The organism is Stenotrophomonas maltophilia group sp. LNF247, assembly GCF_054083135.1.
Genome location: NZ_JBSRQL010000007.1, coordinates 19,058 through 43,247 on the forward strand (window position 1 = coordinate 19,058; position 24,190 = coordinate 43,247).

The following is a 24,190-nucleotide window of genomic DNA, read 5'->3' on the forward strand; positions in this document are numbered from 1 at the left end:
GACTTAATCCCCTCCGTCCCCTTTTTTTCAGGCGGTGACGGGTGCCTTCAACCGCCGCGCGGTCATCGTGCTGCCCACCGAGGCCAGCACCGTGCAACCGATCGCCAGCCACTGCAATCCATGCAGGTGCTCGTGCAGCAGCAGCATCGCCCACAGCGCGGCCACGGCCGGCTCCATGCTGATCAGGATGCCAAAGGTCTCCTTCGGCAGGCGCTTGAGCGCCATCATTTCCAGCGACATCGGGATCGCGCTGGACACCAGTGCCACCAGCAGGCCCGCCGCCAGGATCTTCGGGTCGAGCAGCGCGGCACCGGCATGCACCACGCCCACCGGTACCACCACCAGAGACGCCGCCAGCAGCCCCAGCGAGACCGAGTGCCCGGCATGCAGATGACCGGCACGCTTGCCGAACACGATGTACAGGCCCCAGCAGGCCGCAGCGCCCGTCGCGTACAGCACACCGGCCGGGTCCAGCGCGGGGCCACCGCCGATCGGCAGGAGCAACAGCAGCCCCACCGCCGCGCAGCCTACCCAGAGGAGATCGATCGGGCGTCGTGATGACAGCATCGCCACCGTCAGCGGCCCGGTGAACTCGATGGCCACCGCGATGCCGAAGGGAATCGTGCGCAGGGCCATGTAGAACAGCAGGTTCATCAGGCCCAGGGTGAGCCCGTAGCGCAGGATGGTGATCGCATCCACGCAGCTGGTCTTCCAGCGCCATGGCCGCCAGAACATCAGCAGCAACAGGGCCGAGAAGCCCACACGCAGCGCGCTGGTGCCCTGGGCGCCGATCAGCGGGAACAGGTGTTTTGCGTAGGAGGTGCCGATGGCCAGCGAGGTGACCGAGCCGAGCACCGCCAGCGCCGGCAACATCGGCGCAAGTCGTGAGGTCTGCATGCGCAAAGTCTATTGCGCCAGCGCCGAGCACTTGGCTCAATTGACAGCCCGTTCGTGCAACTTCTGCTCGCCATGGCCACCGCCCCCGTGCTCGACAGCTTCGACCGCGCCATCCTCGACCTGCTGCAGCGGGACAACACCCTGCCGCAGCGCGAGATCGCCGAGACCGTGCACCTGTCCACCCCGGCCGTGCAACGCCGGATCAAACGCCTGCAGGACAGCGGTGTGATCTCGGCCAACGTGGCGGTAGTCGCCGCAGCCAAGGTCGGGCGACCGCTGACCATCATCGTCGAAGTGCGCGTGGTCAGCGAGCAGCGTGATCACGTGGCGCCGTTCAAGCGCCGCGTGCAGGACGACCCGGCGGTGCAGCAGTGCTACTCGATCACCGGCGACGGCGATTTCCTGCTGCTGGTGTCGGCCGCGTCGATGGAGGAGTACGAGGCGATCACCGAGCGGTTGTTCGGCGGCGATGACAACATCGAGCGCTTCCGCACCTCGGTAGCACTGGGAACGTTGAAGCGCAGTTTCAAAGTGCCGCTGGCCCCGGTTCTGTAGCGCTGAGCCATGCTCGACTGCGCTTTGACCGCAAAGTAACAGCCGCCGAGCATGGCTCGGCGCTACAGTCGGAGACCATGAACACATCGCCCTCCCACGCCCACCGCCTGCGCCGCTGGTTGCTGCGCGGCCTGTGGCTGGCCATTGCCGTCGTTGCGATGATGGCGTTGTGGAACAGTCCCTGGGCCGCCGCACCGAAGATGCTGTGGACACTCGCGCGGATGCCGCCGGCCACGCAACTGCCGGTGCCAGTGGACGGCGTGCGGCCACGCCAGATCGCCAACACCTTCGGCGCACCACGTGGCCGTGACCGCTCCCACGCCGGCATCGACATCTTCGCCAAGCGCGGCACCGCGGTGCGCAGCGTCACTGCCGGCGTCATCGCGGACGTCAGCGAGCGCGGCCTCGGTGGCCGCCAGGTCTGGGTGATCGGGCCCGGGCGTGAACGTTACTACTACGCCCATCTGGACGACTGGGCCGAGGGCCTGGCGCGCGGCCAGGTGGTCCAGGCCGGCGACCTGCTCGGGCATGTAGGCGACAGCGGCAATGCCAAGGGCACGCCGCCCCACCTGCACTGGGGCATCTACGGCGCCGATGGCGCGCGCGATCCGCTGCCGCTGCTGCGCTGAACCCAATGCGCTGCGTCGCGGCCCGCGTGAGTGCCTACCTCGTTCATGATTTGTAAATAGGAATAGTTCGTATTACCATTTCTTGCGTTTCCGGTGGTGCCAGGACGGCCTGCCCGCCCGTTTCCCCCCGTAGCGCCTCGCCTTCTGGATGCCGGCCGAGCGCGCGTGCTCGTCCAGGACCCCCATGACCCGTTCCGCCTTCCGTATCCCGCAGCCGCAGCGGCTGTCCGTTGCCGTACTCGTTGCACTCTGCGCCCTGGCCCCGGCCCCGGCCGCCTTCGCCGACACCGCCGCCGACCCGACCACATTGGACAAGGTAGTGGTCAAGGGCGAACGCGCCGAAGGCTATTCGGTGCGCCGAACCTCGGCCGGTACCCGCTTCGACCTGGCACCGCGCGAGATCCCGCAGTCGCTCAGCATCATCAGCCACCAGCGCATCGAAGATCAGAACCTGGACGACATCATCGACGTGCTGGCCAACACCACCGGCGTGACCAGTACCCAGTCCGACAGCGAGCGCACCGAGTTCTACGCACGTGGGTTCTACATCGACGCCTACCAGTTCGATGGCCTGCCCACGCAGATGGTGCAGAACTGGAGCTACGGTGATTCCGGCCTGGACCTTGCGCTGTACGACCGCGTGGAAGTGGTGCGTGGCGCCACCGGCCTGCTCAGTGGTGCCGGCAATCCGTCCGCGTCGGTGAACCTGATCCGCAAGCATGCCGACAGTGCCGAGCTGGCCGGCAGCGTGTCGGTGAACGTCGGCAGCTGGGGCCGCACCCGCACCACCGTGGACGTAGGCAGCGCGCTCAACGCCAGTGGCACGGTGCGCGGCCGCGTAATCGGCAGCTACCTGGACACCGATGGCCAGATGGACCGCTACAACCAGCGCAAGACGCTGGGCTATGCCGTCATCGACGCCGACCTGACTCCGGACACCCAGTTGAGCGTGGGCTACGACTACCAGCAGAAGCGCGCCAACGGCGCGACCTGGGGCGGTTTCCCGATGCTGTATTCGGATGGCTCGCGCACCGGCTACGACGAATCGTTCAACGCCAGCCCGGACTGGACCTACTGGGACACCACCAGCAAGCGCGCCTTCGCCACCCTGCAGCACGCCTTCAGCAATGGCTGGAAGTTCAAGGTTGGCGCCACGCACGATGAGACCAAGGCCGACGACAAACTGTTCTACCCGGCCTACAACGACTGGACCACGGGCGAATCGAACTTCGACAGGACCACCGGCGCGGGCATCTCGCCATCCGCAGGCTTCTACAACACTGAGCGCAAGGTCACCGGCGTTGATGGCTACATTGACGGCCCGTTCCAGCTGTTCGGCCGCGAGCACCAGCTGATGGCCGGCCTCAGCTACAACAGGCGCGAGTACGCCAACTACGGCGACTACCAGGTCGGTGGCCCGGGCCAGACCTGGGATCCGTTCGCCAGCTATCTGAACTGGACGGGCAAGATCGGTGAGCCGAACTGGAACCCGCTGGCCCTGGCCAGCGAGGGCACCATCACGCAGAAGGCCGGTTACGCGGCCGCGCGCCTGTCGCTGGCCGATCCGCTGAAGCTGATCATTGGCGCACGCTACACTGACTGGAAGAGCGAGGGTGAAGGCGCCGACCGCGCGCACAAGGTGACCACGCCGTACGCTGGCCTGGTCTTCGACATCAACGGGACGTACTCGACCTACGCCAGCTACACCGAAATCTTCCAGCCGCAGACGCTGAAGGACCGCAACGGCAGCTACCTCGATCCGGTCGATGGCAAGAGCTACGAAGTGGGCGTCAAGGGGGCGTGGTTCGACAACCGCCTGAATGCCTCGCTGGCGGTGTTCCGCATCGAACAGGACAACGTCGGCCAGGCCACCGGTGAACCCGTGCAGGGCAGCCAGAACGAGTTCGCCTATCGCGCCGCACGCGGCACCGTCAGCCGCGGCTTCGAGTTCGAGGTGAACGGCGAACTCGCCCCGGGCTGGAATGCGACCTTCGGTGCGTCGCGCTACGTGGCCAAGGACATCAACGACGCCGACATCAACACCAACCTGCCGCAGACCGCACTGAAGCTGTTCACCAGCTACACCCCGCAGTCGCTGCAGGCACTGACCGTCGGTGGCGGTGCCAACTGGCAGAACCGCATCTACTACCCGGTGCCGGCCTACGGCCGCATCGAGCAGAGCGGCTACGCACTGGTCAGCGCCTTCGTGCGCTACCGCATCTCGTCGGAGTTCAGCGTGCAGGCCAACCTCAACAACCTGCTGGACAAGAAGTACCTGTCGCAGATCAACGGCTACGGTGCCTACGGCGATGGCCGCAACGGCTCGCTGACGTTCACCTGGGCGTTCTGATCAGACGCGGGGTACGACCGCGCCGCACCTGTAGAGCCGAGCCCATGCTCGGCTCAGAGAATCAGCCGAGCGCGGGCTCGGCGCTACATCCGCAAGGCAGCGCCGGAACTGTCCGGCGCTGCCACCCTCACATCAGAAGCGCAGGTCCGCGCGCAGGTACCAGTAACGGCCACGCGGGATGTCGTAGGTCGAGGCGTCGTAGCCGTTCAACGAGCACGACAGGCAGATCGGCGGATCCTTGTCGAACACGTTGTTCAGGCCGGCGGTCAGCTGCAACCCCTTCATCCAGTCGATCTTGTAGCCCACCTGCATGTCGTGGAAGGTGGTGGCCGACAGCGTGTTGGTACCCGCAGCCTGGTTGCTGCACACCGGGAAGGCCGCGGCATCGCCACAGTTCTCGGTCAGCTCGGAGATGTGCCGCACCGTCCAGTTGGCGCTCCAGCGGTCCAGCGTCCAGCCGATGCTGGCGTTGCTGGTCCATTCGGGAATCGAACTGTCAGCCACTTCCACGCCGGGCTTCTGCGGCTGCTTCTGCCCGGCCGCGCCGGTGGCCTCGTAGCGGCCGACAAAGGTGTTCTTCCAGCCCAGCTTGAACTGGCCGATGGACGTCTGCGGCAGCGTCCAGAACAGATCCACATCCCAGCCGTCGGTCTTGATCGACCCCAGGTTGGTCAGGCGGTTGTTGAAGCTGCTGACCGCACCGGTGCTTGCACGGGTAATGCCATCACAGTAGATCGGGTCCAGCGTCTCCACGCACAGGTCCAGCTGGGTCTGCGCGTTGATTGCCTGGATCGCACCGTCGATGGCATGGCGGTAGAAGGTCACCTCCACATCGAAGCGCTCCGACCACGAGGCATTGTTGCCGAACCACGGGCTCCACACGAAGCCGGCACTGAAGCTGCGCGAGCGCTCCGGGTCCAGCTCGCGGTTGCCGCCGGTGGTCACCGAGATCTGCGAGTTGGCCTGCTGGAACCCGGCCGGTACGCCCAGCGCAGCACAGTTGGCCGCGCTGCCACGCGGCGGCGTACCGCCCAGGCCCACAGAGCACGGATCGAACAGCTGCAGGTCGGCACGCGCCGCCGAGCCGTACAGTTCACCGATCGACGGCGCGCGGAAGCCCTCGGCGTAGGTGGTGCGCAGCACGAAATCATCGGTCACCTGCCAGCGCAGGCCGTACTTGGGCGTGAACTCGCCACCGAAGGTGGAGTAGTCCGAATAACGGCCGGCCAGGCTCAGGTCCAGCTTCTTGCCGAACGAGGAATCGGCGAAGATCGGCACGCTCAACTCCAGGTAAGCCTCGTTGACATCGTAGGAACCGGAGGTCGGCTGCGACGGCACGCCGTTGTAGTGACCAATCACCGTCAGCGGATCGGGCTGGTAGGAGCCCTTGTACTTGCGGTACTCGAAACCGGTGGCGAAGGACACCGGACCTGCCGGCAGCGAGAACAGCTCGCTGGACAGGTTGGCGGTGAACAGGCTCAGCTCGTTCTGACTGCGGTCGCGCACCACCGGCTGGATCCACTTCAGCATGTCCGGGGTGATCGAACCGACGCCACCAAAGATGTTCAGCGGCACGCAGCCCGGCGTGGCCGCGCACACCGCCGGATCGCCCAGCGCCATGTTCACCTTGTAGATGTCATAGCTGCCGTAGTTGGTCTGTTCGGCCTTGTTCTTGCTGTACATGCCGTTGACGTCCCAGTACCAGCTGCGGTCGGCGGCATGGAAGTCACCGACCAGGCCGGTGGCGAAATAGGTGGTGTCCACTTCCTGCTTGAACACGCGCGCACCGCCTTCCACCGGACGGCGGCCGATCAGGCTCAGGTTGTCGCCCGCTACCAGGTCAAACCCGAACGGGTTGTACGGGTTGAGTGCAGACACGGTGATGTTGTCGGCCAGCGGATTGCCGGTGGCGCCATCGGGGCCGAAGAACAGCGGCTCGGGGCCGGCCTGGTTGGTCGACTCGCGACGGTTGCCCAGTGCCTTGACGTACCACTGCACGTTGTCGGTGATGTCGAAGCGGAACTGGCCGAACAGGCCTTTACGCTCCGACGGTGTCAGCACCATGTTGTATTCGGCGAAGTTGAAGCGGTCGGCGGTAGCGAAGCAGTGGTAGTCATCCGTGCGGCTGCAGCCGGCACTGCCGTCGTAGCGCGGATTGCTCACGCCGGTATTGGGCACGATGTTCTGCACCGCGCCGGTGTTCGGGTCGGTGAACATGAAACGGCCCTGCGGAATGCCGCCGCTGCCGAAGGCCAGACCGGTGCCGGGAATCGGGAAGCGCGACTGTTCGCGGTCCTTGGCAAACACCGGATCCTGCTTGGTCCAGCTGGCGCCCAGGAACAGGCTGAAGCGGTCGCCGCTCTTGCCCCAAGCCAGATCCACGCCCTTCTGGGTGCCGTCGCCCTTGCTGTACTCGCCGTAGTTCAGCGTCACCTGGCCACCATCGAAGTCACGGCGGGTGATGATGTTGACCACGCCGGCAATGGCGTCGGAACCGTACAGCGACGACGCGCCATCTTCCAGCACTTCGATGCGCTCGACGATGGCCAGCGGAATGGTATTGAGATCGGTGGCCGAGCCGACGCCGGAGGCGGACGACTCATTGACCCAGCGGATGCCATCGACCAGCACCAGCACGCGCTTGGCCCCCAGGTGGCGCAGGTCGACCTGCGCCGAGCCGGCACCCACGCCACTGCCATCGGGCGGGAAACCGAAGTTGCCGGACGAGTTGAACTTGGCGTTGAGCGCCGAACCGGAACCGGTGAGCTGCTGCAGCACTTCGCCGATCGAGGTCAGGCCGGTGCGTTCGATGTCACCGCGCGTCAATGTCTGGATCGGCACCTGGCCTTCGACTTCAGCGCGCTTGATGCGGGTGCCGGTCACTTCCACCGCATCGAGGTTGGTGGTGGATTGTGCAGCGGCACCCAGCGGTGCCAGGGCCATCACGCACAGCGCGACGGCAACCGCCAACGGGCGGTGGTGCAGGTGATTCATTCGCTCTCTCTCCAAAGGAATGTCGGGACATGGACTGCCGCGCTCCCCCCTGCATGGCGGCAGCGTCTCCTTTGTAAACAAGTGGTAAAAGGCCCGGCGTGACGGTCGACACTCTTTCACGTGGAATTGACGCAATTACAGGTGCTTTGCGTCAAATAGCTGCGGTTATGACCTTGCGATGGTGTTCACGGCACGCGGCCTTGATGCCGGCCACGACATCGCGCGCCGGGAGTTGCCGCATTTATCGAACAGGTCTTTGCCGAACCGTTTCAGAAGTAGTCTGAAATTGCTTGATTCAGAAGGCCCCGCTGATCCGTCCGGTGCAGACTCGAACCTCCAGCCAATCGCAGGAGGATCGATCATGAAACCAGCAAGTGGCGCGCCGGGCATTACGATGGTGATGACGCTGCTTCTTTTCCTGGCAGGCGAATCGAGAGCGGGCGGCGTAATCGAGTGCAACGACTGCCCCTCTCCCAGCAATGCGGCCTTGGCCTCGGGAGAGGGACTGACGGTTGTGGTGGATTTCGAGAGAGCCGAGTTGACTGCTTTCGACGTTGAACATGACCCTGAGAGCGGAAAGTGGCGAGCAAATCCGACCCCGGTTCCAGCGCAGATTGAAATGGCTTTTCTGCGGATCCAGGATGCGACGCTGTCAGCGGGGCAAGCGCCGCCCATGCAGCAATCACCGCATGAGCGGCAGTGAGACAACGCTCTATCGCACGAAGGCAATCCGCTCCATACCGGTCGCCTCGGCCGCGGCCAGAATCCTCGCCATGCCTTCGTACTCGGCCGCCGGATCGGTGGCGATGCGCAGCTCCGGCAGGTTGCCGGCATGTTCGCCCACCTGTGCCTGCAGGCGCGCCTGAAGCTCGCTGATCGTCATGGGCTGGCCATTCCAGCTGAGCTGGTTGGCAGCATCCAGGCGCAGCTCGATAGGCGGCGGCGGTTCGGGGCGATCGATCGTGCGATCGGTGGCCTGTGGTAACTGCACGGCAATCGGCCGGGCCACGATCGGCGCGGTCACGATGAAGATGATCAACAGCACCAGCATCACATCCACCAGTGGCGTGACATTGATGTCCGCCAGCGGACCGCTTCTTCCTGCGCTACTGAACGCCATGTGCCGCTCCCTGCAGCCGGGCCGTTCGCCCAAGGCCGACGTTACGACGCCTCCCGTCCCCTGCGGCAGTGGCCTGCGCGGGGTCATTCAGCTGTCGTTGCCGACGCTCGGCGTGCACGCAATGCGAAACTGAATTCAGCCATCGCCCGCTATGCTGGTCGCCATGACCCGACGCACTTCAACTGCCCTGTCCCTGCTGCCCTTGGCCACCACGCTGCTGATCGGCTGCGCCAACGCCCAGTCCCTCGACGCCCAGAACGCGCAGCTGAAGGCCGCGATCGCAGCCGCCGAACGCGGCCAGTTCGATCCCGGCCAGGCCGCTGCACTCAGCCGCCATCCGGCTTACGGATGGCTGGAGTACGCCAACCTGCGCCGTAACATCGACACCGTCGATACCGCGCAGGCACAGGCCTTCCTCAAGCGCTATGACGGCCAGGCCGTGGCCAACACGTTCCGCAGCGTGTGGCTGCCCTCGGTCGCACGCCGCCAGGACTGGCCCACCCTGCTCGCCAACTGGGTGCCCACCGACAACGCCGGCCTGCGCTGTGCGCAACTGACCGCGCGCCAGGTGACGGGCAAGGTCGATCCGCAGTGGATCAGCGAGGCGCAGGACCTGTGGCGCAAGAACGGCAAGTCGCTGCCGGACGGCTGTGATGCCGTTTTCGCCGTGCTGCAGGCGCAGGGTGGCCTGAGCGACGCCCTGCGCTGGGAACGCATCGATGCCGCCGCCGACGCCCAGCAGCCGGCCGTGATGCGCAACGCCGCACGTGGCCTGCCTGCCACCGACCTGGCGCTGGCGAACAATTACGCTGCCTTTGTCGACAAGCCCAATGCCAGCGCGTTGAACTGGCCGCGCAACGAACGCAGCCGGCGCATCGCCACCGATGGCCTGGCCAAGCTGGCCAAGGCCGACCCGGCCGCCACCGAACAGCAGCTGCCGCAGTACGCCCAGGCGCTGGGCCTGAGTGCCGCGCAGCAGGGCCAGGTGCTATACCAGATCGCACTGTGGACGGTGGCGTCCTACCTGCCCGATTCGGCGCGCCGCCTCAACGCGGTGCCGGAATCGGCGTATGACGAACGCCTGCACGAATGGCGCGTGCGCGAAGCGATGTCGCGCGGCGACTGGCCGGCGGCGCTGACCGCCATCCGCAAGATGGGCAGCAAGCAGCGCAGCGACCCGCGCTGGCGCTACTTCGAAGGCCGGATGCTGGAGAAGACCGGCCAGGCCCAGCAGGCGCAGCCGCTGTTCCGCGAAGCCGCACGCGCACCGACCTTCCACGGTTTCCTGGCCGCCGACAAGCTGCAGCAGGGCTACACGCTGTGCCCGTGGAAGCCGAATGACAGCGCGCAGGCACAGGCAGCGGTCGCGCGCGACCCGGCCATCCAGCGCGCGATGGCGCTGTACCAGATCGACCGCGCCAGCTGGGCCGTGGCCGAATGGAACAGCGCGCTGTCGCGCTTCGATGACACCCAGCGCCGCCTGGCGGTACGTGTCGCGCAGGACAACGGCTGGTTCGACCGCGCCGTGTTCGCGCTCGGCAAGCAGCCGCAGGAACAGCGCCTGTACGACCTGCGTTTCCCGCTGCACCACGACGCCACCATCCGCCGCGAGTCGGCACGCAATGCCATCGACCCGGCCTGGGTGGCTGCGGAGATCCGAGCCGAAAGCACCTTCACTCCGCGTGCGCGCTCGCCTGCCAACGCCATGGGCCTGATGCAGGTGCTGCCGGCCACCGGTGCCAGCGTGGCCAAGTCCATCGGCCTGACCGGCTACGGCGGCGCCGACAGCCTGTACGACCCGGACACCAACATCGCGATCGGCACCGCCTACCTGCGCCAGCTGATGAACAAGTACGACGGCCTGCCGTACGTGACCATCGCCGCGTACAACGCCGGCCCGACCCCGACCGCACGTTGGCAGGGCCAGCGCCCGGGCTTCGATCCGGACCTGTGGATCGAGACCATCAGCTACAAGGAAACCCGCGAGTACGTTGCCCGCGTGCTGGCCTTCAGCGTGATCTACGACTGGCGCCTCAATGGTGATGCGCTGCCGCTGAGCGACCGCCTGATGGGCCGCCTGGTGGACAAGCGCAAGCGCTTCAGCTGCGCGGCCGACGCCGAGCAGGGCGGCGATTGATCACCCTCCTTCTGTAGAGCCGAGCCCACGCTCGGCTGCTGTTCTGTCCGGTAGCGCTACCGCCTAAGCAGCCGAGCATGGGCTCGGCTCTACAAGTCGGGCATGCGATGATCCCGACCATGAAGATCTATCTTGTCGGCGGCGCCGTGCGCGACCGCCTGCTGCAGCGACCTGCCGGCGACCATGACTGGGTGGTGGTCGGTGCCACGCCCGCGCAGATGGAAGCGCAGGGCTACACCGCCGTCGGCCGCGATTTCCCGGTGTTCCTGCACCCGGAGACCGGCGAGGAATACGCGCTGGCGCGCACCGAGCGCAAATCCGGCCGTGGCTATCGCGGCTTCGTGGTCGATGCCGATCCGGCGGTGACGCTGGAAGAAGATCTGCAGCGCCGCGACTTCACCATCAATGCGATTGCCTGCGACGAAGACACCGGCACGCTGGTCGATCCCTATGGCGGTGTCCGTGACCTGGAACAGCGCGTGCTGCGCCATGTCGGGCCGGCCTTCGTCGAGGATCCGCTGCGCGTGCTGCGCGCGGCGCGCTTCATGGCCCGTTTTGCACCACTAGGCTTCACCGTCGCCGAAGAGACCATGGCACTGATGCGCGAGGTCGCCGCCAGCGGTGAACTGGACGCGCTGGTGCCGGAACGCGTCTGGCAGGAACTGCGCAAGGCGCTGGTCAGTGAACGGCCCTCCGCCTTCCTGCGCACGCTGCACGATGCGCAGGCACTGGGCCCGATCCTGCCCGAACTGGAAGCACTGTACGGCGTACCGCAGCGTGCTGAATTCCACCCGGAAGTCGACACCGGCATCCACCAGGAAATGGTCAGCGACATGGCCGCGAAGCTCGCCCCCGGCGATGACCTGGTCGGCTTCGCTGCCCTCACCCACGATCTCGGCAAGGGCCTGACCCCGCCGGAGGAATGGCCGCGCCACATCATGCACGAGCAGCGCGGCATCAAGCCGTTGAAGGCACTGTGTGCGCGGTTGAAGATTCCCACCGAACACCAGCAGCTGGCCGAAGCGGTGTGCCGCGAGCACTTGAACGTGCACCGCATCGATGAACTGCGCGATGCCACCGTGCTGGAACTCCTGGGCCGCTGTGATGCGCTGCGCCGGCCGGAACGGGTGGCCCGCATCGCACTGTGCTGCGAGGCCGACAAGCGCGGCCGGCTCGGCTTCGAGGACGCCGACTACCCACAGGGCGAAACACTCAAGCGCCTGCACCAGGCGGCGCTGTCAGTGCAGGCGCGGGATCTGGATACCACGCATCTGAAGGGCCCGGCCATCGGCGAAGCGCTGGCCAAGGCGCGGGTGAAAGCCATCGCCGCCGCACGCTGAAGCACCGGGTAGTGCCGGTCGCTGGCCGGCACCTTCACATCTCCCGTCTATCGACGGCGCTTGCGCGAAAAATGGTCGACAGCATGAGCACCCAACAAGATGGGTTGCATCAAGAGGAACAGCCATCCACCCAACCGGAGCGTCTCCACCGGATTGAACCGGGTGATGAAGAATGCGACCAGTATGAATACGACCAGAAGCCCAAGCTCGTACACAAGGAGAGATCGATTAAAAAATCTCATCACTTCAACCTGTCCTCAGCGATTTTCTGTCCAATTCCAACTGCGGCATCAGCACCGCGTTGGCCCGCATTAGACAATGCACCCTGTACCGCCCCTTGCTTTGCTCCAATTGCGCCGGCGCTCGCAGTCGCCTCTGCAATATGTGCACCGATGCCAGCAGGTGAACTCACTGGCGCCTTCATCATATTACTCACTGCCCCTTGAGTAGACGCCTGCGAAAGTCTCCAGCGAGTTTTCCAATTCCGCTGCCCGCCAAACTGCCAACACTCCCGCCGACAGCCGATAAGCCCAGTTGAGCGCTTGTCACTGGTGTTCCTTCGATTGCGCCCTGTGCAGCCGTACCCGCAACACCAGTCGCGGCACCCACCGTCGCTTGAATTGCTACGACCTGACCGATCGAAATCGTCCCTCTCGCCAGGGCTCCAACCACCAGGCCGCCGGTACCACCAGTTACAACTCCAGCAACGCCGGCAATTGCCAGCTCTGTCTTGTTGATTGGCTTTCCGGGATTCATGTACTTCTCAATCCCATAGTCCACCGCCATGCCACCGGCGCCTCCAAACAGGGCTGGGCAGATTGGACAACGGCCATCAGGATCTTTGAATGTATAGGGTGAGTTGAATCCATATGCATAGGCATTGAAATGTCTCCCGTCACCATTCCCGTACATTGTGACTGGATCTACTGACAAGAAACGCCCCAAGCCTGGATCGTAATAGCGCTGCTGCATGTAGCTCAGCCCAGTCGCCGAATCACTCACGTGCCCGGCGTAACCCACTCCATCTTCAATACCAGTTCCAATCTGCGCTCCGTACGGCTCATAGCTATAGCGCTTTGTCGTCCGGCCAGTCTCATCTGACTCGGCAACTACTGACCCCAGAGCATCAGTATGAATATATGTAACTGTTTCCGCTTTGGATTCAAAAGCATGGATTACAGAGAAAACAGCGAAAACTAGACCAACACCTATCGACCGCATAGCTACTCTCTCCTTGAACAGCATATTCGCTCTTAAGCTCTTCACCAATGCTCTTGCTCTTACATTCCCAAATCGAATGGCATATCAATGCCTAGCAGCAAGGAACGAAGAGGACGGCTCGATTTCTATGCCATCAATCTCAATGCGCCATGCCGCGGGTGATCGCCGCCGCACGCTGCTTCAGCTGGGCCAAGGCATCGGGAATCATCTCCATGCCCACGTCTAGGCCCGGGTTCAGCACCAGGCCGACGCCGTCGCCGATACCGGCCAGCAGCGCGTGCACCGCGATCGGCATGGCATGCGCGAACTGCGGCAGCTGCTCGTGCCACAGGCCCGCGCGCTCGGGGGCGGTGAACACCGCGAACATCGGTTCGCCGCTTTCGCTGGTCAGCACCAGCGGCGAGATGCTCTCGTCCCAGGCGCCATCTTCGCCAATGGCCTTGTCCAGCAGCACGAACGCCGTCGAGGTCAGCAGGCCATCGAGGAACTGCGCTGCGGTCAGCGTGCCGTCCTGGGCCTGCAGCAGGCGCACCTCGAGATCGTTGAGGGGTTCGAACGGGGTGTCGTGGTCCATGGTCGGTTTCCGGTACGTGATTGCAGGGCAGACTTTAACAGGCCCGCTCCTCAACCGAGGAATCCATGCCGCCACATCCACCCGGCCATCGCCAGACCGGCCACCACCACCAGCATCAGCGGCAGGCCAAAGCGGTGCCGCCACGGGATCGGCACCCCACCCAGCTGCTGGTCCATGGTCTCGGTATCCAGCACCCAGCCGTGCTCGCAACGGGTGCAGGCCAGATCGTAGCGGCGCTGGTAGGTGAAGCCAAACAACAGGTCGATGCGCGCCATTTTGTAGCGCAGCTGCGGGGCGAATTCGGTTTCCGTCTGGCAGCGCAGGCAGTGGTGGGCTTCGGTGGGGCCGACGATCAGCACCCGTTCCTGTTGGCCGATCAGGATCATGACCGGGTGCCCTGGCAGGCGGGCTGGGCCAGCAGCCAGGCTTGGGCGGCGGCCACGGTGGCGGCGTCACCCTCGACGCGCTGGTCGGGCTCGATCTTCAAGCCGTCGCCACGATCATTGCGGTCCCGCATCACGCTGGTGGTCAGCAGCAGGCGGCTGCCATCGGCAAGCGTGTGCACGACATTGCCAGTGGAGACGCCCGCAGTGGGCTGACCGAAACTCCGCGTCTGCGGACGACCACGCCACGCCAGCGCCGAGGCCTCGCCCGAACTGCCGGTGCGCGGTCCAAACAGCACTGCCACCGGCGCGCCGGGCTGCCGCAGCACATACCCGGACCGGCCGAAGTCCAGCACCGACTTGCCTGCACGCTGCACGGCGGTCGCGGTCAACGTCCAGCGCTCCGGCCCCTGTGCGGTTTCGAACGCCCCCACATCTTCGTTGTTCACCACCGAGGTGCGCAGCAGCGGTGCCATGCCCAGCAGCATCGGCCACATGTTGCCACCGCTGTTGTCACGCAGGTCGACGATCCAGCCACAGCGCATGCCGTCGTCCTTGCTACGGATGACCTGCTGCCACCGCGCGGCGCGCTGGATGTTCTGGCGGAACGCTTCCTGTGGCGTCGCGCCGGGCGTGGAGGCATAGCCCTCGATGACCAGCCAGCCGATGCGCGCATCCACCGCATCGGCGGCCTTGGCCCTTTCCACGGCGGCGGCGGCGACCTGCTGAGCGCGCGCAAGGGATTCGCTCTGGCGCTGGGTCGTCGTCCATACGCCATGATTGCCCGTGCTGACCGCAATGGCTTCGCGCAGCAACGCCAGCCGCTTCACGGGGTCGCCCTGCACCGATTGCAGTCGTGTGCGGGTGCCAGGCCAGTCCACCCGGTCGCGATACAGCGCCTGCCGTTCAAGCAGGTTGAGGATCTCGGCCTCCGCCTCCGGCGAGGGCACTTCGATTGCCTTGGGCGTATCGGCCATGGCGTTGGCAGCCACCAGCGCGATCACCAGCGCACCAATGCGACGCACTCCCTTGCGAACCTGCATGTGACGTTTCCTTGTCGTTGAGGCAGGCGCACAGCATAGCCCGCAGGTGATGGCTTTCGCCATGCGCGAACTGTCGTATCTGGCCCCGCCGCGGGTTGCAGCAAGACAGCGTGCACGCGATCAGTAAATTGCAACTTTGCCCATGTCATCGCCACGTAGAACGCGAGAAGGTTGCCTCCGTCGGCGCTTCCTGCGCTGACCGGGATTGGCGTCCTGAATGAAGCTTTTCACGAGCGGGCTTGCAACGTCGTTGCCGGCCCGAACAATGCACCGTCCGTCGTTCTGCGGCGGGCGGTGCGTGGGGATCCCCGGATCCGCCGGCGTCCTTCCTCGTGAAGAGCTTCACCGGCACGCCAACCCGCACCGCCCGCCACCTTGCATCCCGCAGGTGGCCTTGCCTTGTGAGGTTGCTGCCATGAACACGCCCTACCCCACCTATCCACGCCTGCATGCACTGCTCGGTGCTGCATTGCCCGGCCTGCAGCTGTCCACTACCGCAGCCGAAGCGTTGGAAGATGCGCTCACCGAAGTCCACGAACAGGCGCCGCCCTCCGCATTCTTCGCGCGGTTGCACGGCGTCGCTCACAGCCACGGAGCCGACGGCCAGGCGTGGCGCGAGCGGCAACTCAGCGAGGCGCGCGGTCGGGAACTGGCCGAGGCAACGCGCTGCCTTGCCGCATTGTCCGCCTGCGGCGGCGTGTTGCTGGCTGCACAGTCGGCGCGCGAGACGGACGATGCGCAGGCGCAGTGTCCGCCGCAGGTGGAGGAAGGGTTGCTGCATGCGGTGGTGGTGTTGGCCGATCATGCCGGGGCGCTGGTCGCGCCCGAGCTGCTGCCGATACGAGCCAACGAATGCTGCTAGATGTTGCAATCCTGCTGGAAAAATCGACCCATGAGAAAGCCATCAGATCAAGCCATGGACGACAAGAGATATGAATTACTTCGGAAATTCGTGCAGGCGATATCAGATCGGGATAGCAGCACACTGCAGGAGGACTTTGGCCTGACCTCAGTCATGATTCTGGAAATCTACGAGCTTCTGCCGGTGTACTTCCTAGAAGGTGCCGCCATTTCCATCCCTCTACCTGCGTACGGCGCAGCAGGCGACTTGATACCGTTGATGACCACGTATGACTATGGTGATGGTGACATTGCAGTTGAGTGCTATCTCCTCGGGGATGGCGAGCCCAGCGAAGCCATTCTTCATGTCCATTTCGAGAAAGGTAATCTCATCTACGGATTCATAAATTCATAGCAATTCCCGATCGCCCAAAGCGAACGGCATTTCAGGACGTGTCGACCAAGGTCGACACCCACCGGAACGAGTCATGACATCCGTACCGCGCGCTACCAGTCCGCGCGCAGGCCGATGTTGCCTTCGATGATGCGGCGCTTCTCGTTGCGGTCACCGCCCAGCTCGCGCGTGTAGTCGGCCACCGCGTACGCGCTGATGGTGCGGTTGAAGCGCCCTACCACGCCGACACCGGCTTCGAGCGCGCGTGAGCGCTGCGAATTGATGATCGTGTCGTCGTCGAAGCGGATGCGGTCCTCGCCGGAGCGGCCATGCCGGTAATTCAGCTTGAAATACGGCTGCCAGCCGTTGTCGGCCAATTGATAATCGCCGGCCAGACGCAGGCCGATGCGGCCGGTCCAGGCGTTGTCGTTGTCGAAACGCACGCTCGACACCTCATCGCGGCGGTCGTCCAGCGACGTGCGTTGCCAGATCACCTGTAGCTGCGGTTCCAGCCACCATGCGGACTGCCCAAACCGCAGCAGCGGCTTGCCGGCCTCCACAGACACGCTGGTGCCATCACCGCTCAAGCCGAAGCCAAGCCCGCGCGAGGAACGCACGCGGCCGTCGTAACGGCTCTGCATCGCCACGGCGTCGATGTAGCCGCCGCTGCTGTCGGTGAACGTCCAGTACAGGCCCACGTGCTTGTCGTCCAGGCGGTTCTGGCCCACCTGCACGTTCTCCCAGCCCAATGCCAGGCCGGTGGTCTTGCCCTGCGCGCGGGTGCGGCCGACGAACACGCCGATCTGGTTGCGATGGTTGTCGGAGGCAGCGGCCCACACGTCGAGACCAGCCTGCAGGCCCATCACATCGCCATCGAAGCCGGGCTGCGCATCGCCCTTCCAGTGGATCTCGCTGCTCTGCCCCACCAAGCGGCCCCAGGCGGTGCGGAATGCGCCCTGGTTGTACAGCAGGCGCTGCTCGCCCTGCCGCTCGTGGAAGGTGCCGAGGCTGGCCAGCGAGGTCTCGCGCAGGAGCGGCGGCACCACGGCATAGGTGGCAGTCTCCACGCGGTACAGCGGCACCACCGCGCCCTCGGCGGGGCGTGCACCCGGCGTCGGCGGGGCACCGGTTCCGGGCAGCGCACCGCCGGCCACTGGCACGTCCGGCACGGCTGGATCGCTGGGTGGCGCCACCGGCGCGGGTTCCGGTGGCGGTGGTGGCGGCGCGGTCTCGCCCGCGGTCAGGTCCGGATCGGTGGCGCCTTCGGGCGGCGGCGGCGGTGCCGGGATGATCGGCGGCGGTGGGGCCACTGGAGGCGTCAGCGGTGGCGGTGTCGCGCTGCCGCCACCGTTGGGTGCTGGCGTCGGCCCGGTCACCAGCGTCGAACGCAGGTACCAGTTCTCGGCGGTACCGGCACTGACACCGCCCTTGAACAGGAAGTACTCGTAGGCACCGGCCGCAACCGGTGCGAACAGCGAGAACGCGCCCGGCGCGGTGCGGCCACCATTCAAGGCCTGCACCACCAGGATGCCATCGGCCAGCGTGGCGGCGCCGCTACCGCCGGCATTGAGCACGCCGATGCCGGTGGTCCCGGTGGCAGTACCGCCGTCGATCACCAGACGGTCGCTGGTGGACTTGTCCGCGCCCAGCACGGTACGCAGGTAAAGGCCACCGCCATCGCCTCGATAATTGCCACGCACGGTGAACACGTCGCCCGCGCCGGTACCGGTCAGGTCGATGCGCCCGGCATTGACCATCTCCACCAGTGCGCCACTGTTGAACGGACGGATGGCATGGCCGCCACTGCCCGCATACACGGTACTGGTGTCATCCACGGTGAGCGTGCCGGTGCCGGTTGCGCTGTCGCCCAGCACCAGGTCGCCATCGAAGCTCAGCTCGGTGCTGTTGGTCAGGCTGATCGTCTCCCAGTTCTGGAAGCGGCCCACGCCCGTGGTCTTGACGTTGCTCAGGTTGAGCTGGTCGATGCCACTGCCGCCGTCGAACAGCGGCACCGCACCTAGGTTGCCTTGGTTGAGGTTGCTGAGGTTGGCCACGTCGTTGTCCGGGCCCATGTCGATCGCGCCGTAGACGATGCCGCCGCCATTCCAGTTGAAGGTGTCATCGCCGGTACTGAGCAGTACCTGCCCGCGCACGGTGCCGTCGGTGATGGTCACGCTGTCGTTGCCGCCGCTGACGCTTATGTTGCCGCCGATGTAGGCGGTACCCGAGATGATGATGGTATCGGTGTCGAAACCGGTCACCACATTGCCATCCACGGTGCCGCCGGACTGGTCCCACAGGTTCTTGTCCAGCTTCATGTTGACGCGGCCGATGCGGCCACCGGTCATCCACGCCTGGTCGCCATCCTCGAACGCGCCGATGATGCGGCCACCACTCATGCGGAAGGTATCGATGTTGTCGCCCTGCTGCAGCGCGCCGATCGTGCCGCCACTCATGACGAAATCATCGCGGCCACTGCCCTGCGCTACCAGGCCGGTGACGGTGCCGCCGGTGACGGTCATCTGGTCATCGCCGTTGCCCTGGTCGACGCTGTCGATGGTGCCATTGCCCAGCAGCAGCACATCGTTGCCATCCCCTTGCAGGACGCCGCCGCTGATGCTGCCGGCCTGCATGTCCAGGCGGTCGTTGCCTGAATCGAACTGTACGCCGGTGCGCCCGCTGATCGTTCCGCGGTTGACCAGCACGCTGTCGCCCGCACCGACGAACTGCAGGGCGGTGTTGTTGCCGGTGCTGATGCTGCCCGCATTTTCGACACGGCTGCCGCCACCGAGCTGGACCGCCACACCGCCCACCGAACTGATCGTGCCCAGGTTGGACAACAGATGCCCACCAGCACCAACAAGCGAAATCGCGCTGCTGCCGCCGCTCTGCTGCAGTTGTGCCGTGTTGGCGATATTGATGGTGATGCCGGCCGCGCCATTGGCCGTGATGGGAACAGTCTGCGGGTTCGGCGCATTGGCATCGCAGGTGACCGTCTGGCCGGCGACGGGGGCGGCGCTGTCACAGCCGGCCCAGGCGACGCTGGCACTCAGCAGCATGACGGACGGGACAGCCAGGGCCTGCAGCACGGAAACGGTGAGGCGGCGCGGACGGAAAGCGCGCGGAACGGCACGGGACATACAGCACTCCTGGACAAGGGATCAGGAACTGCGGATATGCGGTACTGCGCAGGCAGTCTGCCGTGTGGTGAACGGTTTCGATAGGTGAAATTGCGTGGCGGCCATCACAGTTCAGTTGCGAACTTGATCGGCCATCACCCCACCTCCACGTGGCTGAAATTATTCATCTTTGCAGCGGTCACAGGCCGCGCGGAGAGCATCCACGCATGGCGTGGATGAGGTGCCATCAGATCTTCAGATAGATCTTCCGCCGGTCCAGCCACCATGCCACGCCCCACCACAGCGCGACAAACACCAGCGCCTGCAGCATGGACGCCAGCTCCAGCGCCTGCGGCATTGCGGTGGCCAGTCGCTGCCAGACCCACCCCCAAACCCCGGTAGCCATCAGCACCACCGACATCACCGATGCGCCCAGATACGCCGTGATCGCATTGACGCCGAAGCGCCGGCCCAGCGCCGGCCAGCCCTTCTGGTCGATCAACAGGTGGCCCAGCCACAGCCCCAGCGCCGCCAGGCCACCGGTCCACAGCACGTAGCTGGGCGTCCACAACTGCTTGTTCAACGGCAGCACCACCGCCAGCAGCAGGCCCAACACCGCAGTCGCCACACCCAGCCCGGCCAGCGCCGCGGCACGTCCGCTGCGCAGCAGGCCTCCGGCCAACAGCCCGAGCACGGTACTGGCCAGCGCGCCCAGCGTGCTCAGCAATCCTTCCGGGTCATGGCCCTGCCCGGCATCGGCGTGCCATTGATAGATCCACGGCGCGAACAACGCGGTATCCAGGCGGCTGGCCGGGTTGGTCCATGGCGCCAGGTCACCGATGCCCAGCAGCAACACGGTGTACCCCACCAGCAGCGCGATCAGAGCGCCCACCTGCACGCGCGGCCGCGCGTAGACCGCCAGCACGCCCACCAACGCCGCACACACCGCGATGCGTTGCAGCACGCCCCAGATGCGGAAGTGATGGGTATCCAACGCCCACCAGATCAGCAGGTGCAGCAGCGCACCGGCCAGCAGGATGCGCAGCGCGCGCTCCAGCACGCCGCGCGCCAGTGCAGGTCGCGCCGACACGTCCAGCGCGCGCGGCGCTACGCTGAACGCCATCGACACGCCCACCAGGAACAGGAAGAACGGGAACACCAGATCGGTGGGCGTGCAGCCATGCCATTCCGAATGGCGCAGCGGTGCGAACACCGCACTCCAGTCGCCCGGGTTGTTGACCAGCAGCATCGCCGCCACGGTGATGCCACGCAGGGCGTCGATCGAGCCCAGTCGGCGTGGCGGCGTCGGGTTCATCAGGCGGCCTCGTACTGTCCGGCAATCCAGGTGCCACGCACCTGCAGGGCATCATCCAGCAGCACCAGGTCGGCCTGGTAGCCCTCGGCGATGTGCCCCAGGCGGTCGTCGACGTTGAGGAACTGCGCCGGGTAAGTCGAGGCCATGCGTGCGGCTTCGGCCAGCGGCTGGCCGAGCAGCTGCACGGTGTTGCGCACGGCGGTGGCCATGTCCAGCGCCGAGCCGGCCAGCGAACCGGCGGCATTGCGCACCACGCCGTCGATGGCGGTGATGGTTTCGCCGTAGAGCACGTAGCTGGGATCATCGGCACCGACCGGCGGCATCGCATCGGTCACCAGCAGCACGCGGCCGCGCGGCTTGGCCGCCAGCGCCACGCGCAGGCTGGCCGGATGCACATGCACGCCATCGACAATGACGCCGATCCAGCTGTCGCGGTCTTCCAGCGCAGCGCCCACCGCACCGGGCTCACGGCCCTGCAGCGGCGACATCGCGTTGTACAGATGGGTGAAGCCACGCACCCCAGCATCCAGTCCGGCGCGAATCTCTTCGTACGTGCCAGCAGTGTGGCCAGCAGCAACGATCACGCCACGTTCGACCAGCGCACGGATGGTCTCCAGCGGCACGCGTTCCGGCGCCAGTGTCAGCAGGGTCACGCCGTTGTCCAGCGAGGCGGCCAGCGCGATCTCTTCTTCGTCCGGCACGCGGAACTTGCTGGCATCGTGCGTGCCCTTGCGCGCCGGCGCGATGTACGGGCCTTCCAGGTGGATGCCGATCACGCCCGGCACGCCCTGCGCGATGGCCTCGCGCATCGCACCGATGGCTTCGCGCATCACCGCCACGTCATCGCTGATCAGCGTCGGCAGCATCGCGGTGGTACCGAAACGACGATGCGCCTGCGCAATGGTGCGCAGCGCCGCCACGTCCGGCGTGTTGTTGAACAGCGCGCCGCCACCGCCATTGACCTGCACATCGATGAAGCCGGGCAGCAGCCAGCCGCCGTCCAGATCGATCTGCTCGGCCGCCTGGCCCAGCTGCGGTGCAGCGTCAGGCAGCAGCGCGCTGATGCGACCGTCCTCGATCACCACCGCCAGATCGTCGCGGAACTCCTCGCCAGCCAGGATGCGGGCGTTGCGCAGGACCGTGGCCATCACACCGTCTCCGTAACCTTGTTCAGATGCGGCGGCAGATCCGGGTTGAAACCACGGCGCAGCGCCAGCGCATTGATTGCGCGATAGAAGCTCTGCACGGTCAGCAACGGTGCGCACAACGGATGCGGCGCTGCAGCCACCGGCAGGTTGCCGCCGGCCCCGGCCAGCCACACCTGCGCGCCCCGGGCAGAAAATTCCTCGACCACCGCGCGGGTGCCGGCGCCGGTTTCATCGGGCTGCGCGAAGGCCAGCACCGGGAATCCACGGTCAACCAGCGCCATCGGGCCGTGCTTGACCTCGGCCGAGCTGTAGGCTTCGGCATGCAGGCTGCAGGTTTCCTTGAACTTCAGCGCCGCTTCCTGGGCCGCCCCCAAGCCCAGGCCACGGCCGAGCACGAACAGGTTGGTGGCCTCGACCAGGCCTTCGGTCACCGCGCTCCAGTCGCACTGCCACGCCTCACGCAGCGCGTCGGGCAGCAGGTCCAGCGCCGCACGCAGGCTGCTGTCCTGCTTCCAGTACGCGGCCAGCTGCAGCAGCGCGGCCAGCGACGCCAGGTAGCTCTTGGTCGCCGCCACGCTCTTTTCGGCACCTGCGTGCAGCGGAATGACCGTGTCGGCCAGCTGCGCCAGCGGTGAATCCTCGACGTTGACCAGCGCGATCACGCGCGCACCGGCCGCCTTGGCGGCCTCGGCGTTGCGCAGCAGGTCCGGGCTCTTGCCCGACTGCGAGATGACGATGAACAGTGCGCCGCGCAGCTGCAATGGTGCGGCGTAGACCGACCCCACCGATGGCGAGGCCGACGCGACCACCAGGCCCAGCTGGGTTTCCAGCAGATACTTGCCATAGGTTGCGGCATGGTCGGAGCTGCCGCGTGCACAGGTGACCACGAACGGCGGCGGTGCAGCACGCAGGCTGGCGGCCAGGGTTTCGATGATGGCGTGGTTGCGCGAGAACTGGCGCGCAACCACGTCGGCCGCTTCAGCGGCCTCGGCGAACATCAGGGTGGACGTGGGGTCTGACAGCGACATGGCAGGCTCAGGCAGGATCGGAAGGAAGGGGGCGTGCGCCGGCGGGGCGCATCGGCGCGGTCGAACCACGCACCACCAGCTGCGGCACGAAGCCCTGGTTGTGCAGCGGCGCCGGCGCGTCGTCGTAGGCATCGCTGCGCAGCTGCGCGATCAGCAGGCGCGCGGCGTGGCGGGCGATGTCTTCGGTGGCCTGCTTGGCGGTGGTCAGCGGCGGCCACGACTGGCGCGAGAACGGGCTGTCCTCGAAACCGGCAATGGACAGGTCGTAGGGCACGTTCATGCCGGCCGACTTTGCGGCGGCCAGTACACCGGCGGCGATTTCATCGTTGGAACCGAAGATGGCGGTAGGTGGCTCGCGCAGCGCCAGCAGGCGGCGCGCACCGCGGAAACCGTCATCGAAGGTGTAATCGCCCTGCACCACCAGGTGCTTGTCCACGGTCATGCCGTAGTCCTTCAGCGCGGCTTCGTAACCGGCGTAGCGCTCGCCCGAAGACCGGTGCGAGCTGCCGCCCCAGAGGAAGCCGATGCGCTGGTGGCCCAGCTGGATCAGGTGCTCGGTGATCTCGTAGGCGGCCTCGCGGTCGTCCACGAACACACAGGCGCCATCGGCCGGGTCTTCGGTGGCGGCAATGATGCGCACCAGCTTGATGCCGCGCGCGGTCAGCGCCTGGATCAGGTCGCGGCGCTCGGACATGGGCGCGGTCAGCACCAGCCCGGCCAGGCGCGAACGCTGCACCCAATCGGCCAGCTCGTCGGCCAGCAGCGGCGAACTGGAATCGCAGGGGTGGATCTGCAGGCCGAAACCGGTCTCGCGGCACGCGGCCAGTACGCCGTTCTGCACGCCGATGATGTGGTACGGGTTCGGGTTGTCGTAGACCAGCCCGATCACGAAGGTAGTGCCGCTGCGCAGGTTGCGCGCGGACGGATCGGGCTCGTAGTCGAGCTCGGCGATGGCACGCAGCACCCGCGCACGGGTGGCCTGCATCACCGAGGGCTCGTTGTTGATCACCCGCGAGACCGTCTTCAGCGAGACCTTGGCCTTTTCCGCAACGTCCTTGATGGTCGCTCTGCGCATGGGTTTTCCCTGGGGTTGGCTGCCGTCC

At 65.9% G+C, this 24,190-nt stretch carries 21 protein-coding genes; 9 read left to right on the plus strand and 12 right to left on the minus strand.

Annotation, left to right across the window (positions count from 1 at the left end; genetic code table 11):
• Positions 1-27 precede the first annotated feature (27 nt).
• Positions 28-897, minus strand: coding sequence for an EamA family transporter (locus ACTXG9_RS08950; RefSeq protein ID WP_031270844.1), 870 nt, complete (start codon positions 895-897; stop codon positions 28-30).
• 72 nt (positions 898-969) lie between these two features.
• Here ACTXG9_RS08950 and ACTXG9_RS08955 point away from each other — a divergent pair, with 72 nt between their 5' ends.
• The 3 genes from ACTXG9_RS08955 to fhuE all read left to right on the plus strand — a co-directional run bounded on the left by ACTXG9_RS08955 (position 970) and on the right by fhuE (position 4,431).
• Positions 970-1,452, plus strand: a complete 483-nt coding sequence (locus tag ACTXG9_RS08955) for an Lrp/AsnC family transcriptional regulator (RefSeq protein ID WP_021204649.1) — start codon at positions 970-972, stop codon at positions 1,450-1,452.
• A gap of 77 nt (positions 1,453-1,529) precedes the next feature.
• Positions 1,530-2,081: a M23 family metallopeptidase gene (locus ACTXG9_RS08960; protein ID WP_021204650.1), complete on the plus strand. Its 552-nt coding sequence runs from the start codon at positions 1,530-1,532 to the stop codon at positions 2,079-2,081.
• A gap of 184 nt (positions 2,082-2,265) precedes the next feature.
• Entirely contained in the window at positions 2,266-4,431 is a 2,166-nt protein-coding gene (fhuE, locus tag ACTXG9_RS08965) for a ferric-rhodotorulic acid/ferric-coprogen receptor FhuE (protein ID WP_111098698.1), read from the plus strand.
• 132 nt (positions 4,432-4,563) lie between these two features.
• Here fhuE and ACTXG9_RS08970 read toward each other — a convergent pair whose 3' ends face one another.
• Complete coding sequence (locus ACTXG9_RS08970) at positions 4,564-7,374, minus strand: TonB-dependent receptor (protein WP_425605080.1); 2,811 nt, start codon at positions 7,372-7,374, stop codon at positions 4,564-4,566.
• 229 nt (positions 7,375-7,603) lie between these two features.
• On the opposite strand from ACTXG9_RS08970, the gene ACTXG9_RS08975 reads away from it, so the two are divergent.
• Positions 7,604-8,128 (plus strand): hypothetical protein, encoded by a 525-nt coding sequence (locus ACTXG9_RS08975; protein WP_456115576.1) that lies wholly within the window; start codon positions 7,604-7,606, stop codon positions 8,126-8,128.
• Positions 8,129-8,137: 9 nt separating this feature from the next.
• On the opposite strand, the gene ACTXG9_RS08980 is transcribed toward ACTXG9_RS08975, so the two are convergent.
• Complete coding sequence (locus tag ACTXG9_RS08980; RefSeq protein WP_021204654.1) at positions 8,138-8,545, minus strand: ExbD/TolR family protein; 408 nt, start codon at positions 8,543-8,545, stop codon at positions 8,138-8,140.
• Positions 8,546-8,696: 151 nt separating this feature from the next.
• Between ACTXG9_RS08980 and ACTXG9_RS08985 the strand changes: the two genes are divergently transcribed.
• The 3 genes from ACTXG9_RS08985 (at position 8,697) to ACTXG9_RS08995 (ending at position 12,468) form a co-directional block, all read left to right on the plus strand.
• A complete protein-coding gene (locus ACTXG9_RS08985) occupies positions 8,697-10,682 on the plus strand; it encodes a transglycosylase SLT domain-containing protein (RefSeq protein WP_197575840.1) in 1,986 nt (661 codons plus the stop codon).
• A 119-nt stretch (positions 10,683-10,801) separates the two neighbouring features.
• Positions 10,802-12,022, plus strand: a complete 1,221-nt coding sequence (locus ACTXG9_RS08990) for a multifunctional CCA addition/repair protein (protein WP_206621862.1) — start codon at positions 10,802-10,804, stop codon at positions 12,020-12,022.
• A gap of 83 nt (positions 12,023-12,105) precedes the next feature.
• A complete protein-coding gene (locus tag ACTXG9_RS08995) occupies positions 12,106-12,468 on the plus strand; it encodes a hypothetical protein (protein ID WP_457654783.1) in 363 nt (120 codons plus the stop codon).
• On the opposite strand, the gene ACTXG9_RS09000 is transcribed toward ACTXG9_RS08995, so the two are convergent.
• The 4 genes from ACTXG9_RS09000 to ACTXG9_RS09015 all read right to left on the minus strand — a co-directional run bounded on the left by ACTXG9_RS09000 (position 12,455) and on the right by ACTXG9_RS09015 (position 15,243).
• Positions 12,455-13,267 carry an RHS repeat-associated core domain-containing protein gene (locus tag ACTXG9_RS09000; protein ID WP_456115577.1) on the minus strand — a complete coding sequence of 271 codons (813 nt, stop codon included), beginning with the start codon at positions 13,265-13,267 and terminating at the stop codon, positions 12,455-12,457. The two genes, ACTXG9_RS08995 and ACTXG9_RS09000, sit on opposite strands and share 14 nt — an antisense overlap.
• 115 nt (positions 13,268-13,382) lie before the next feature.
• Positions 13,383-13,817 carry an SseB family protein gene (locus ACTXG9_RS09005; RefSeq protein WP_456115578.1) on the minus strand — a complete coding sequence of 145 codons (435 nt, stop codon included), beginning with the start codon at positions 13,815-13,817 and terminating at the stop codon, positions 13,383-13,385.
• A gap of 50 nt (positions 13,818-13,867) precedes the next feature.
• A complete protein-coding gene (locus ACTXG9_RS09010; RefSeq protein ID WP_456115579.1) occupies positions 13,868-14,203 on the minus strand; it encodes a hypothetical protein in 336 nt (111 codons plus the stop codon).
• The gene (locus ACTXG9_RS09015) at positions 14,200-15,243 is read right to left on the minus strand and encodes a S41 family peptidase (protein ID WP_456115580.1); all 1,044 of its coding nucleotides are present in this window, start codon (positions 15,241-15,243) and stop codon (positions 14,200-14,202) included. Before ACTXG9_RS09015 ends, ACTXG9_RS09010 begins: the two co-directional genes overlap by 4 nt.
• A gap of 415 nt (positions 15,244-15,658) precedes the next feature.
• Between ACTXG9_RS09015 and ACTXG9_RS09020 the strand changes: the two genes are divergently transcribed.
• Positions 15,659-16,105 (plus strand): hypothetical protein, encoded by a 447-nt coding sequence (locus ACTXG9_RS09020; RefSeq protein WP_021204664.1) that lies wholly within the window; start codon positions 15,659-15,661, stop codon positions 16,103-16,105.
• A 30-nt stretch (positions 16,106-16,135) separates the two neighbouring features.
• Positions 16,136-16,498, plus strand: coding sequence for a hypothetical protein (locus ACTXG9_RS09025; RefSeq protein ID WP_152525823.1), 363 nt, complete (start codon positions 16,136-16,138; stop codon positions 16,496-16,498).
• Between the two features lie 92 nt (positions 16,499-16,590).
• On the opposite strand, the gene ACTXG9_RS09030 is transcribed toward ACTXG9_RS09025, so the two are convergent.
• From ACTXG9_RS09030 to ACTXG9_RS09050, 5 genes are all read right to left on the minus strand, one after another.
• Positions 16,591-19,617: an autotransporter family protein gene (locus ACTXG9_RS09030; protein ID WP_111102096.1), complete on the minus strand. Its 3,027-nt coding sequence runs from the start codon at positions 19,615-19,617 to the stop codon at positions 16,591-16,593.
• Between the two features lie 226 nt (positions 19,618-19,843).
• Positions 19,844-20,911 (minus strand): acyltransferase family protein, encoded by a 1,068-nt coding sequence (locus tag ACTXG9_RS09035; RefSeq protein WP_197575835.1) that lies wholly within the window; start codon positions 20,909-20,911, stop codon positions 19,844-19,846.
• Complete coding sequence (nagA, locus tag ACTXG9_RS09040) at positions 20,911-22,059, minus strand: N-acetylglucosamine-6-phosphate deacetylase (RefSeq protein ID WP_111102097.1); 1,149 nt, start codon at positions 22,057-22,059, stop codon at positions 20,911-20,913. Before nagA ends, ACTXG9_RS09035 begins: the two co-directional genes overlap by 1 nt.
• Positions 22,059-23,087, minus strand: a complete 1,029-nt coding sequence (locus tag ACTXG9_RS09045) for an SIS domain-containing protein (RefSeq protein ID WP_021204669.1) — start codon at positions 23,085-23,087, stop codon at positions 22,059-22,061. Before ACTXG9_RS09045 ends, nagA begins: the two co-directional genes overlap by 1 nt.
• 7 nt (positions 23,088-23,094) lie before the next feature.
• Complete coding sequence (locus ACTXG9_RS09050) at positions 23,095-24,162, minus strand: LacI family DNA-binding transcriptional regulator (RefSeq protein WP_005411045.1); 1,068 nt, start codon at positions 24,160-24,162, stop codon at positions 23,095-23,097.
• Positions 24,163-24,190: the final 28 nt, after the last annotated feature.

Excerpts from the sequence above, each read along its gene's own strand:
- ACTXG9_RS08950 (WP_031270844.1), bottom strand. The coding sequence starts at position 897 with ATGCAGACCTCACGACTTGCGCCGATGTTGCCGGCGCTGGCGGTGCTC.
- ACTXG9_RS08955 (WP_021204649.1), top strand. The coding sequence starts at position 970 with ATGGCCACCGCCCCCGTGCTCGACAGCTTCGACCGCGCCATCCTCGAC.
- ACTXG9_RS08960 (WP_021204650.1), top strand. The coding sequence starts at position 1,530 with ATGAACACATCGCCCTCCCACGCCCACCGCCTGCGCCGCTGGTTGCTG.
- fhuE (WP_111098698.1), top strand. The coding sequence starts at position 2,266 with ATGACCCGTTCCGCCTTCCGTATCCCGCAGCCGCAGCGGCTGTCCGTT.
- ACTXG9_RS08970 (WP_425605080.1), bottom strand. The coding sequence starts at position 7,374 with ATGGCCCTGGCACCGCTGGGTGCCGCTGCACAATCCACCACCAACCTC.
- ACTXG9_RS08975 (WP_456115576.1), top strand. The coding sequence starts at position 7,604 with ATGGTGTTCACGGCACGCGGCCTTGATGCCGGCCACGACATCGCGCGC.
- ACTXG9_RS08980 (WP_021204654.1), bottom strand. The coding sequence starts at position 8,545 with ATGGCGTTCAGTAGCGCAGGAAGAAGCGGTCCGCTGGCGGACATCAAT.
- ACTXG9_RS08985 (WP_197575840.1), top strand. The coding sequence starts at position 8,697 with ATGCTGGTCGCCATGACCCGACGCACTTCAACTGCCCTGTCCCTGCTG.
- ACTXG9_RS08990 (WP_206621862.1), top strand. The coding sequence starts at position 10,802 with ATGAAGATCTATCTTGTCGGCGGCGCCGTGCGCGACCGCCTGCTGCAG.
- ACTXG9_RS08995 (WP_457654783.1), top strand. The coding sequence starts at position 12,106 with ATGAGCACCCAACAAGATGGGTTGCATCAAGAGGAACAGCCATCCACC.
- ACTXG9_RS09000 (WP_456115577.1), bottom strand. The coding sequence starts at position 13,267 with ATGCTGTTCAAGGAGAGAGTAGCTATGCGGTCGATAGGTGTTGGTCTA.
- ACTXG9_RS09005 (WP_456115578.1), bottom strand. The coding sequence starts at position 13,817 with ATGGACCACGACACCCCGTTCGAACCCCTCAACGATCTCGAGGTGCGC.
- ACTXG9_RS09010 (WP_456115579.1), bottom strand. The coding sequence starts at position 14,203 with ATGATCCTGATCGGCCAACAGGAACGGGTGCTGATCGTCGGCCCCACC.
- ACTXG9_RS09015 (WP_456115580.1), bottom strand. The coding sequence starts at position 15,243 with ATGCAGGTTCGCAAGGGAGTGCGTCGCATTGGTGCGCTGGTGATCGCG.
- ACTXG9_RS09020 (WP_021204664.1), top strand. The coding sequence starts at position 15,659 with ATGAACACGCCCTACCCCACCTATCCACGCCTGCATGCACTGCTCGGT.
- ACTXG9_RS09025 (WP_152525823.1), top strand. The coding sequence starts at position 16,136 with ATGAGAAAGCCATCAGATCAAGCCATGGACGACAAGAGATATGAATTA.
- ACTXG9_RS09030 (WP_111102096.1), bottom strand. The coding sequence starts at position 19,617 with ATGTCCCGTGCCGTTCCGCGCGCTTTCCGTCCGCGCCGCCTCACCGTT.
- ACTXG9_RS09035 (WP_197575835.1), bottom strand. The coding sequence starts at position 20,911 with ATGAACCCGACGCCGCCACGCCGACTGGGCTCGATCGACGCCCTGCGT.
- nagA (WP_111102097.1), bottom strand. The coding sequence starts at position 22,059 with ATGGCCACGGTCCTGCGCAACGCCCGCATCCTGGCTGGCGAGGAGTTC.
- ACTXG9_RS09045 (WP_021204669.1), bottom strand. The coding sequence starts at position 23,087 with ATGTCGCTGTCAGACCCCACGTCCACCCTGATGTTCGCCGAGGCCGCT.
- ACTXG9_RS09050 (WP_005411045.1), bottom strand. The coding sequence starts at position 24,162 with ATGCGCAGAGCGACCATCAAGGACGTTGCGGAAAAGGCCAAGGTCTCG.